At 53.8% G+C, this 8,472-nt stretch carries 12 protein-coding genes; 4 read left to right on the top strand and 8 right to left on the bottom strand.

What is annotated here, in order from left to right; translation table 11 throughout:
* Positions 1–31: 31 nt before the first annotated feature.
* Positions 32–364, bottom strand: a complete 333-nt coding sequence (locus JJU47_RS03595; protein WP_228616280.1) for a hypothetical protein — start codon at positions 362–364, stop codon at positions 32–34.
* A 91-nt stretch (positions 365–455) separates the two neighbouring features.
* Between JJU47_RS03595 and JJU47_RS03590 the strand changes: the two genes are divergently transcribed.
* Entirely contained in the window at positions 456–620 is a 165-nt protein-coding gene (locus JJU47_RS03590; protein WP_228616278.1) for a hypothetical protein, read from the top strand.
* Between the two features lie 15 nt (positions 621–635).
* On the opposite strand, the gene abc-f is transcribed toward JJU47_RS03590, so the two are convergent.
* Positions 636–2,483: a ribosomal protection-like ABC-F family protein gene (gene abc-f / locus JJU47_RS03585; RefSeq protein WP_228616276.1), complete on the bottom strand. Its 1,848-nt coding sequence runs from the start codon at positions 2,481–2,483 to the stop codon at positions 636–638.
* Positions 2,484–2,811: 328 nt separating this feature from the next.
* Here abc-f and JJU47_RS03580 point away from each other — a divergent pair, with 328 nt between their 5' ends.
* Positions 2,812–3,747, top strand: a complete 936-nt coding sequence (locus JJU47_RS03580; protein WP_228616274.1) for a DMT family transporter — start codon at positions 2,812–2,814, stop codon at positions 3,745–3,747.
* A 72-nt stretch (positions 3,748–3,819) separates the two neighbouring features.
* On the opposite strand, the gene JJU47_RS03575 is transcribed toward JJU47_RS03580, so the two are convergent.
* The 4 genes from JJU47_RS03575 to JJU47_RS03560 form a co-directional block, all read right to left on the bottom strand.
* Positions 3,820–4,728, bottom strand: coding sequence for a Gfo/Idh/MocA family protein (locus JJU47_RS03575; RefSeq protein WP_228616272.1), 909 nt, complete (start codon positions 4,726–4,728; stop codon positions 3,820–3,822).
* 76 nt (positions 4,729–4,804) lie between these two features.
* The gene (locus JJU47_RS03570) at positions 4,805–5,527 is read right to left on the bottom strand and encodes an anti-sigma factor (RefSeq protein ID WP_228616269.1); all 723 of its coding nucleotides are present in this window, start codon (positions 5,525–5,527) and stop codon (positions 4,805–4,807) included.
* Positions 5,524–6,084 (bottom strand): RNA polymerase sigma factor, encoded by a 561-nt coding sequence (locus JJU47_RS03565; protein WP_228616267.1) that lies wholly within the window; start codon positions 6,082–6,084, stop codon positions 5,524–5,526. Before JJU47_RS03565 ends, JJU47_RS03570 begins: the two co-directional genes overlap by 4 nt.
* Positions 6,085–6,199: 115 nt before the next feature.
* The gene (locus JJU47_RS03560; RefSeq protein WP_228616265.1) at positions 6,200–6,451 is read right to left on the bottom strand and encodes a hypothetical protein; all 252 of its coding nucleotides are present in this window, start codon (positions 6,449–6,451) and stop codon (positions 6,200–6,202) included.
* Between the two features lie 64 nt (positions 6,452–6,515).
* On the opposite strand from JJU47_RS03560, the gene JJU47_RS03555 reads away from it, so the two are divergent.
* The gene (locus tag JJU47_RS03555; protein ID WP_228616263.1) at positions 6,516–7,307 is read left to right on the top strand and encodes an HAD-IIB family hydrolase; all 792 of its coding nucleotides are present in this window, start codon (positions 6,516–6,518) and stop codon (positions 7,305–7,307) included.
* A 3-nt stretch (positions 7,308–7,310) separates the two neighbouring features.
* Here JJU47_RS03555 and JJU47_RS03550 read toward each other — a convergent pair whose 3' ends face one another.
* A complete protein-coding gene (locus tag JJU47_RS03550; protein WP_024371232.1) occupies positions 7,311–7,583 on the bottom strand; it encodes a hypothetical protein in 273 nt (90 codons plus the stop codon).
* A gap of 252 nt (positions 7,584–7,835) precedes the next feature.
* Positions 7,836–8,054, bottom strand: a complete 219-nt coding sequence (locus JJU47_RS03545; protein WP_228616261.1) for an Rcat domain-containing protein — start codon at positions 8,052–8,054, stop codon at positions 7,836–7,838.
* A gap of 125 nt (positions 8,055–8,179) precedes the next feature.
* On the opposite strand from JJU47_RS03545, the gene JJU47_RS03540 reads away from it, so the two are divergent.
* Positions 8,180–8,437: a hypothetical protein gene (locus JJU47_RS03540; protein ID WP_228616259.1), complete on the top strand. Its 258-nt coding sequence runs from the start codon at positions 8,180–8,182 to the stop codon at positions 8,435–8,437.
* Positions 8,438–8,472: the final 35 nt, after the last annotated feature.

Here is an 8,472-nt window from a genome sequence, read left to right as displayed (position 1 = left end):
CTCCGTGAAGCGCCACTTTCGTGGCGCTTTTTCAAGGCGTGTACGTCGAGACACGCGATTGGGCGTGGCCGTTGGCAGTCTTATACTCGATTTGATGACCGTCGACCGACTTCGTCACACGAAACGTGTAGTCGGTGTCTGGTTCGTCACGGAACGTGACGTCATACACGTAGCCGTCCCGCCCGAGCGTCCCATCGAGCGAATAAGTCTGCTCCGGAATGTTATAATGGGTGGCAAGATATTCTTCGAGAGCGCGTTCTCGTTCTTTCATTTCCGTATCGTAGCGGATGTACAAAAAAGTCATGAGGGCAATCGCGACAACTAGCGTTGAGCGGACGATCGTATTCCAGTTGCGACGTGGCATGGGACAGCCTCCTTTCGTTGAATCGAATTAGAAGGTATTTTACGGAAAATTCAGAAAAATAACAAGTCATTTTTAAAAAGGGGGGGATGACATGCCCAAGTTTTATTGGCTCGGTACGTTCGTGAGCGGGATCTTCCTACTATCCATCGGCGAAACGGACGGTGTCCCGCGTGTCTTACCGTACGTCCTGATGGCGATTGGGGCAGTCGGGTTTCTCACGCAGTCATGGTACGAAAACAAGCGACGCCGTCAATGACGGCGCCGTTTGTTTTCACATGGATTCGAGTAATTGAAGGACCAACGAATCAATCTCTGATTGCAGGGCATCAATCTGTAGTTGCAACGTCATGAGTTGCTCCAAGTCGTTCGTGTCATTCATTTGAGTGATGAGCGACTGATGGAGCGCCTCGAGCTCGGACAGACGCGCTTCTTCACGGGACGTGTCGATTTGCCTTGTTCCCGTCGTGTTTTGCTTTGGCGTTGCTTTCTGTTTCGGCGTCGCAGTCACTGCCTCAGGTGTTTCGCGACGTTTCTCGAGTGCGTACGTCACGTTCCCTGAGAAACGCGTCGTCGTCCCGTCGAGCCAGTACGTGATGGGGAACAGTTTGTTCAAGAAGTAGCGGTCGTGCGACACGGCGACGAGCGTCCCGTCGAAACGGTCGAGTGCCTCTTCAAGCGCCTCGCGCGCTTCGATATCCAAATGGTTCGTCGGCTCGTCCAAGACGAGCACGTTCATCTCTTCGTGCATGAGGATTGCGAGCATGAGCCGCATTTTCTCGCCACCGCTTAAATCCTTGACCGGTTTGAACACGCTCGCACCGTAGAAAAGAAATTGAGCGAGCAGCTGTCGTGCTGTTCCTTCATCGACCGGGATTCGGTCCCGAAACGCCTCGATGAGACGATGCGATTGATTGAAATCGACATGTTGAGACAAATAACCGATTTTTGCGCGTTCCGCTCGACGTACCTCGCCTGAAGTCGGTTCGGTTTGGCCGAGCAACACTTTCAAGAGCGTAGACTTGCCGCTCCCGTTTGGGCCGACGATGGCGATGCGCTCGCCGTGGCTTGCGTAAAATGAGACGTGCTCGAAGACGGTCTGGTCAAAGCGGACCGTCACATCGGTCGCCTCAAAGACATCACGACCGGTCCGACCATGTGCCATAAACTGAATATCGGGTTGAACGGCCTCGAGCTGCGGTCGCTTGATCGTCTCGATTCGGGCGAGTGCTTTCTCCATCGATTTGGCGCGCCGGTAGAACTTCTCGTTCGGAGGGTGTCCTTCGTTCGCCCACTGCCTGAGCTGGCGAATCGTCTCTTTCATCTTCTTGATTTTCTTTTGTTGCTCCGTGTAGGCATGGAATTGGTCGAGTAGCCGTTTTTCTTTTTGGGCGACGAACGCGCTGTAATTGCCGTCAAAGCTTGCCAACTCACCATCCTCACATTCGACGATACGGGTAGCGACGGCGTCCAAAAACACACGGTCGTGCGAGACGAGGAGGAGCGTAGACGGACTGTCAGACAGGAACGCCTCGAGCCAAGCCATCGCCTCTAAATCGAGATGGTTCGTCGGCTCGTCTAAGATGAGCAGGTCCGGTTCTTGGAGCAACGCCAAGGCGAGTCCAATCTTCGTCCGCTCGCCGCCGCTGAGCGTGTCGAACGGCCGGTCGACGAACCGGGTGAGCCGGAGCCCGTCAATCATCGCGTTCACTTTCGAGTCGATGGCGTAGCCGCCGTTGTTCTCAAAACGAGTCTGCAACGCTCCGTACGTCTCGAGGAGCGTCTCGATGTCGTCACGTTCGGCCATCGCTTCTTCGAGCCGGCGCATCTCGTCGCCGAGTGTCACGAGCTCAGAAAACGCGGTATAGAGCACGTCCCGACCGGTTTTATCCGGGTAGGCCGGAATCTGGGCCAAATAACCGATCGTCAATCGCTGTTTTCGGTAAATCGTACCGCCATCCGGTGATTCTGTCCCGACGATGAGGCGGAGAAGTGTCGTTTTGCCGCTCCCGTTTCGTCCGACGAGTCCGATTCGTTCACCCGCGTTCACATGAAGGTTGGCGTCGGTCAAGACGGCGTGGCCGCCATATTGCTTTTGGATTTGTTGTAATTCGATTAACATGAATCGTTCCTCCTAGAGTAGAGGCCTATCAAAAAAACCGAGCGCAAAATAAGCGCTCGGTTAGGAAGAGAGGCGCTTTGTTGGTTTTCAGCAATGTCTAAAAAAGGACAGACGGGTCCTGTGATTAGGCGACATCGTGAAAAATCGCACGCAAAATGTACAAATGTTCTGTTGACCAATGCGTACGTCCGACAAAGTTCACCTTTCTCCCTCCTTTCAATCATCGTTATCATCAGTTTAAGCGATTTCTGGATATCGGACAACTAGAGAAACAGGAATTTGATGCCATGCTGTCGTATTGTTTAGGCATTAGGGGAGGAGGGACACGATGCGAAAGGAATGGTTCGGTGCCATCAGTTTGACGCTCGCCGCGAGTATTTGGGGCGGCATGTACGTCGTCAGTAAATATGCGCTCGGCTTTATCGAGCCGTTCACACTCATTTGGATGCGCTACTTCGTGGCCTTCATCGTGTTGTTTTTGGCATGGTGGCTGTTCGGAAGGGAGCGAATCAGCCGGAGTGATTGGAAATGGATCACGTTGATTGGAGTCATCGGCTATGTCGCTTCGATTTCCTTTCAGTTCATCGGGACGAAGCTGTCGGACGCGCATACGGGATCGCTCGTCACGGCGGCGACGCCCGCGTTCATGGTGCTGTTCGCCCGTTTGATTTTGAAAGAGAAGTTGACACCGATTAAAGTCGGGTCACTCATCTTGGCGACGATCGGGGTCATCATCGTCGTCGGTTGGCACGTGGAAGGGACATATTTCATCGGTAGCTTGATCTTAGTCGGGGCGGCGATCACATGGGCGCTCATGTCGATCTACGTCAAAATCGCGTCAGCGACATTGTCGTCGTTGACGATCACAACGTTTGCCATCGGCATCGCGTTTGTGTTGATGACACCGCTCATGGGCGTCGAAGTGGCCGATCGCGGACTGCCGACGATGACTGGCGCGCTTTGGCTCAGTGTGCTATACGTCGGGATCGTGTCGACGGCCGGGGCGTTCTTCTTTTGGAACAAAGGGCTTGAACTCATGGACGCGAGCGTCGGGTCGCTCTTTTTCTTCTTTCAACCGCTCGTCGGCGGATATCTCGGCTGGCTCGTCTTAAATGAACAACTCGATCGCAATTTCTTCATCGGCGCGGCCTGTATCGTGACGGCCGTGACGTGGTCGACTCTCGTCGAGCGACGGCAACAGCGCAAACTGGCAGAAACCTCGTACGATCAAACCGAACGCTTACGCAAACAGTCGGCCCGATAAAGGCCGACTGTTTTTCAAAAACCGTGATGATTTAAGTTGTCGTGCTCAACGTTGAGACGGTTGGTCTCTTCTTCAGCGATTGAATAAGTCGGTGACGAGTTGCTGTGTCATAAGCGCCTCGCGACCGTCCGTCAGTATCGGCGTGTCGTCGGTCACCGCCTCGATGAAGTGATCGATGGCCCCTTGGAATCCGCGTTGGGTAAGGAGCGTGTCCCACGAGCCGAACGTCTCGGTCGTATGCGTCCCGTTCCTGTGGCGGTGGAGTGTCACCATCTCATCGACGGTCAGACGCAAATCATCGGTGACGGCGATGACCCCTTCATGATTGACACCAGCCTTCCGGTGCATGGCCGTCGTATGTAAGCCGTGGTCGTCTTGCCAGACATGGCGGGCAAAGTGGAGACCGTTCGTTTGCGTCGTCTCGAGCTGACCGGTCACGAGGCGTAACGTCCCGCTCGATAAGTAGCGGAGCGTATCGACGACATGCAAGTAATCGTCGAGCAACGTGAATTGGTAGTCGTGTCCACGCAGACCGTCACCGCGATGTTTGACGAAATCGATCATATGAAACGGGCCTGCTTCTTTGACGTGTTGATACATCGGAGCGAAGCGTCGATTGAAGCCGACCATGAGCTTTCGTTTATTCTTGTCTGCGATGTCAACGAGTCGCGAAGCGTCTTCGATCGTCGCGGCGAGTGGTTTGTCGACATAGACGTCGACACCATGTGTGAGTAACGTCGAGACGACGTCGTAATGGGTATCGGTCGCACTGTGGACGAACACCGCGTCGACCGATGAGGCAAGCTCAAGCAGTCCAGAGAACGACTCCATCCGGTAAGCACGACAAATCGCCTCACGTTTCTCGACGGTCGGCGAATAGGCCCCGACGAGTTCGAACGACGTACTGTTCGTCAAAATCGGCAAATACGCTTTTTGGGCAATGCCACCGAGACCGACGACCCCGATTTTCGGTTTTCGCATACAATCACTCCTTTTTATCAATCATAACGAAAAAGAGACCAGATGACACCTATGCATAGTGTCATCTGGTCTCTTCTTATAAGCTGGCACTGAGTACGGTTTCGCCTTCGGGAGCTGTGTTACCTCGTTCAGGTTCTTTCGTGACAGCGACCGTGTCCCAATCTGTCGCTGACTCGGTTGAGTCGAGCGTATAGATGACGGTGCCGTTGCCTTTATCATCTGTGACGAACGCGCCGGTCGGGATCGGGGAATCGTCTTTCAACAGCCAGACTTGATACACTTCATTCGCCTCGAGCGGGGCGAGGCCGTTCGTTTGGACGATGAGTTGGCGTTCGCCGTCTTGTTCGGCCAAATAAGCGACTCCTTCCGACTCGCCTTGAAGCGGGACTGTATCGATCAAAGCGATTCCGGCCGGTTCGTTTTGATTGAGCAACAGATAGCCATTGCCAATCAATGACAAGGCGAGCGCGGCAGCGAGCGCGAAGGCGCCCCACGGTGTCTTCCGTTTTTCTTTAGGTGCGGTGAACGGCGTCACGGGCGCAGGTGTTGGCTCAGGGGCGGGTTCCGCCGCTTTTGGGTTGTCGTCTTCGGCAAAAACGTTATCGAGGATGCGGGCCTTCATTCCACTTGGGGGTTCAGCCGGTTCAGAGAGGAACGCGACGCCGCCGACGAGTGCCTCAAGCTGTTCGAGCTCTTGTTGACACGTCTCGCATGTGGCGAGGTGCGCCTCGAAACGGAGGCGTTCCTCTTCCGTCAAATGTTGGTTGAAGTAATCGATCAATTGGTCGCAAGCGTTCATCGTTCCACCTCCTTATCATTCGTTTCATGGGATAAGTGCTTTCGTAACTGTTTCAATGCTAACCGGATCCTGCCTTTCACGGTACCGAGCGGGATGTTGCACGCAACGGCGATCTTTTGTTGACTGAGCCCATTGAAATACATGAGCCGGACGACTTGTTGCTGTTCGGTCGGAAGCTCGGCCATCGCCGTCTCGATTTGGGCCCGTTCCTCTTGCCATTCGACCTCGCTCTCGACGGAACGATCGGTGGATGGGATTGTTTCCGCATAAGACTCGTCGAGCTGCAGGTCCGGTTTACGTTTTCGAATCAAATCGATGGCCACGTGGCGGCCCATCGTGAAGAGCCACGACTTGAACTTGCCTTTTGATTCGTCGTAAACGCCGCCCCCGCGCCAGAGTTTGATGAATACTTCTTGCATCGCTTCTTCGGCGAGGTCGCGGTCTTTCGTCAACTGCATCATGAACGCGTACAAAATACGTTCATATCGATCGTATAAGATTTCGAGCGCTTGCTTGTCTTTTTGCCTGACACGCTCGTACAATTCATAATCAGTCATGGCTTGCTCCTTTTCTCGTAAAGGGGTCCCTTGTATTCATCTAACGGATGAAAACGTAAAATGGATGCTTATGTGAGGTGACAAATACGTGAACAGTGTGATTTTGCCCGTGCCTTCAGCGTGAACAAGCCGAAGCGGCACCCCCGATGCGTCGGAAAATAAATAAGTTCAAGCGGTTGAGCAGCTGATAGGTCGTACAGCTGAAAAGCGTCGCCGTCACGAGCATCATCATGAACGCCAAACCGTTCGATAACCACTGTTGCCAAAACGGAAACGTCCGGACACCGAACAAAAAGGCGAAGACGAGACCGAATCCGGTCGCGATTCCGCTATACTGACAATAGGATCGACTAAACCAATTTCTCACATCGCTCATTCCTTTCGTACTTCAACTATACGAGATGGGGTATGGCGACACAAGGAGGATGACTATGGAACGATTTTCAAAAGAAGGCCGGACGCTCGTCTGTTTCGATTTCGATGAGACATACTTTCCCCATGCGTGCACGGCAGAACAGCTCGAGGGGGTACGTCGCCTCGAAGATTTTCTCGAACAGAACGCGCATCGCTTCTCGACGATGTGGGTGACCGGCAGCTCGTTCGATGCGTTGACTGAAAAAACAAACCGGGCCTCGATGCGCTACTTCCCGCATCGGATTGCCTCAAGTCTCGGCACGGAGCTATACCACGTCAGCGACAAGGGCGGCCTTGAACTAGATGCGACGTTTCAGCAGCTGTTTCCGTCCGATTTTGTCGAGCGCGTCGGTCGAACGATCGAGGCGATGCGACGTCACGGTATCGAGCTCGAGCCGCAGTCGAGCGTCGGCCAGAACCCGTGGATGCACAACTATTACTATCACGGCGACGACATGGCGACGTTGCAGTTGATTCGCACGCTCGTGGAAGAAGCGGGCATCGCGGCGAACGTCAGTCGTTGCAATCCGCTCGCTGGAGATCCGTCCGGAGCGTACGACATCGATTTCATTCCGCGGGGGGCCGGGAAGACGGCAGCGGTCGACTACGTCTGTGAGCACTTCTCGTTCCGTGCCGAAGAAGCGTATGCGTTCGGGGACAGCGGCAACGATTTAGAGATGTTAAAACGAGTCGGAAACGGCTACGTGCTCGGAAACGGCACGGAGCAGGCGAAGAAGGGACATCACCGCGTGACCGAGAAGCCATACGCGGCAGGGATTTTAGAAGTGTTGATACGGGAGATCGAGTGACGCTCAAGCGCTCTGTAGCAGCTGGCGAGCGGCCGTCTCGGCCCGGGCGAATAGCCTGAGCCGCAATGATGTGGTTTGAATATCGAATGTCTGTGGGGCGCGCCACAACTCGTTAAACACTTCGAGCAGTGCGGCTTCGGCTAATTCGGCCCGTGTCGTCAAACGGAGTGCGGTTAAGTAGAGGACCCGCTCATATCGGTCGTAAAGGAGCTCGAACGCAGAGGTGTCTCGTTGAATGATTCGTTCGAATAATTCGTGATCAGATAAGAATGACATCGTGAACTCCTTTGAAGGCATGGCGCCCTTTGTATGAAATCGAAATTGGCAATAATGTTGTTATTTCCAAATCCAATCGGATGTAAACGATTTCTGCTGCTGCCGAGCACATTCGGAGTACGTCGGACTTTCATCGAACGATGCTTCTCTTCTTACCGCAAACAGCGCGACCGTCCCGTCAATAAACGGAATGGTCGCTCTGTTTTTGTTTCACGCGTCGACGGCTCTTGTTGGCCGCTCTGACGTTTCCCGTCAAAATGAGGTGTAACAGTGCGGACACGTCTGCGTGTTCCCGCCTGAACGTTTGAACGTCTTTTTGCAGTTCGGACAAGTGACGGTCTCACTGTCCGCACCGAACAGACTGCCCCGGTTGTATAACACATTTTTTAAATTCGGCAATGCCTTGGCCGCAAATACCATCGAGATGAATAAGATCAAGGCTAAGATTCCGAGCATGACATACGTCGTCATCGACAACGCTCCTTTCGTGTGAATGCGCTACTCACAGCATACTCGAAAACGGTGCAACATACACCTCCAGACTGGAAATACGAACTTTTGTTCGGTATAATTGAAACATGAAGGAGGGAGACGAGATGAGGGACGAACTGTTGCGCGACATGCGAATCGGCCGGGTGGTGGAGTTGATGTATATCGATCGGCACGGTGTGATTTCAAAGCGGCGGGTCAAACTGCTGAAGCTGCAAGGGGAGCGGGTCATCGCTTGGGATGTGGCGAAACGGGCGCGCCGCTCGTTTTATATCGATCGCGTCCTCGCCTGTCTCCCGACGATTGAACGAGATCGAAACGAGCGAGAAGGACGGCGTGTGACTCGTCCGCGTCTCGCCCGCTAAAGGATTTTTGCACGATGATGACGAATCCATGTCCT

This window comes from Exiguobacterium sp., assembly GCF_020832205.1.
Taxonomy (GTDB): Bacteria; Bacillota; Bacilli; order Exiguobacteriales; family Exiguobacteriaceae; genus Exiguobacterium.
The sequence above is the reverse complement of the archived record's forward strand: the minus strand, read 5'-3'. Positions and strand labels throughout refer to the sequence as shown.

What these genes read in the sequence shown, in the direction of transcription:
- JJU47_RS03540 (WP_228616259.1), top strand. Translation starts at nt 8,180, where the DNA reads ATGAGGGACGAACTGTTGCGCGACATGCGAATCGGCCGGGTGGTGGAG.
- abc-f (WP_228616276.1), bottom strand. Translation starts at nt 2,483, where the DNA reads ATGTTAATCGAATTACAACAAATCCAAAAGCAATATGGCGGCCACGCC.
- JJU47_RS03550 (WP_024371232.1), bottom strand. Translation starts at nt 7,583, where the DNA reads ATGTCATTCTTATCTGATCACGAATTATTCGAACGAATCATTCAACGA.
- JJU47_RS03570 (WP_228616269.1), bottom strand. Translation starts at nt 5,527, where the DNA reads ATGAACGCTTGCGACCAATTGATCGATTACTTCAACCAACATTTGACG.
- JJU47_RS03590 (WP_228616278.1), top strand. Translation starts at nt 456, where the DNA reads ATGCCCAAGTTTTATTGGCTCGGTACGTTCGTGAGCGGGATCTTCCTA.
- JJU47_RS03595 (WP_228616280.1), bottom strand. Translation starts at nt 364, where the DNA reads ATGCCACGTCGCAACTGGAATACGATCGTCCGCTCAACGCTAGTTGTC.
- JJU47_RS03580 (WP_228616274.1), top strand. Translation starts at nt 2,812, where the DNA reads ATGCGAAAGGAATGGTTCGGTGCCATCAGTTTGACGCTCGCCGCGAGT.
- JJU47_RS03545 (WP_228616261.1), bottom strand. Translation starts at nt 8,054, where the DNA reads ATGACGACGTATGTCATGCTCGGAATCTTAGCCTTGATCTTATTCATC.
- JJU47_RS03565 (WP_228616267.1), bottom strand. Translation starts at nt 6,084, where the DNA reads ATGACTGATTATGAATTGTACGAGCGTGTCAGGCAAAAAGACAAGCAA.
- JJU47_RS03575 (WP_228616272.1), bottom strand. Translation starts at nt 4,728, where the DNA reads ATGCGAAAACCGAAAATCGGGGTCGTCGGTCTCGGTGGCATTGCCCAA.
- JJU47_RS03555 (WP_228616263.1), top strand. Translation starts at nt 6,516, where the DNA reads ATGGAACGATTTTCAAAAGAAGGCCGGACGCTCGTCTGTTTCGATTTC.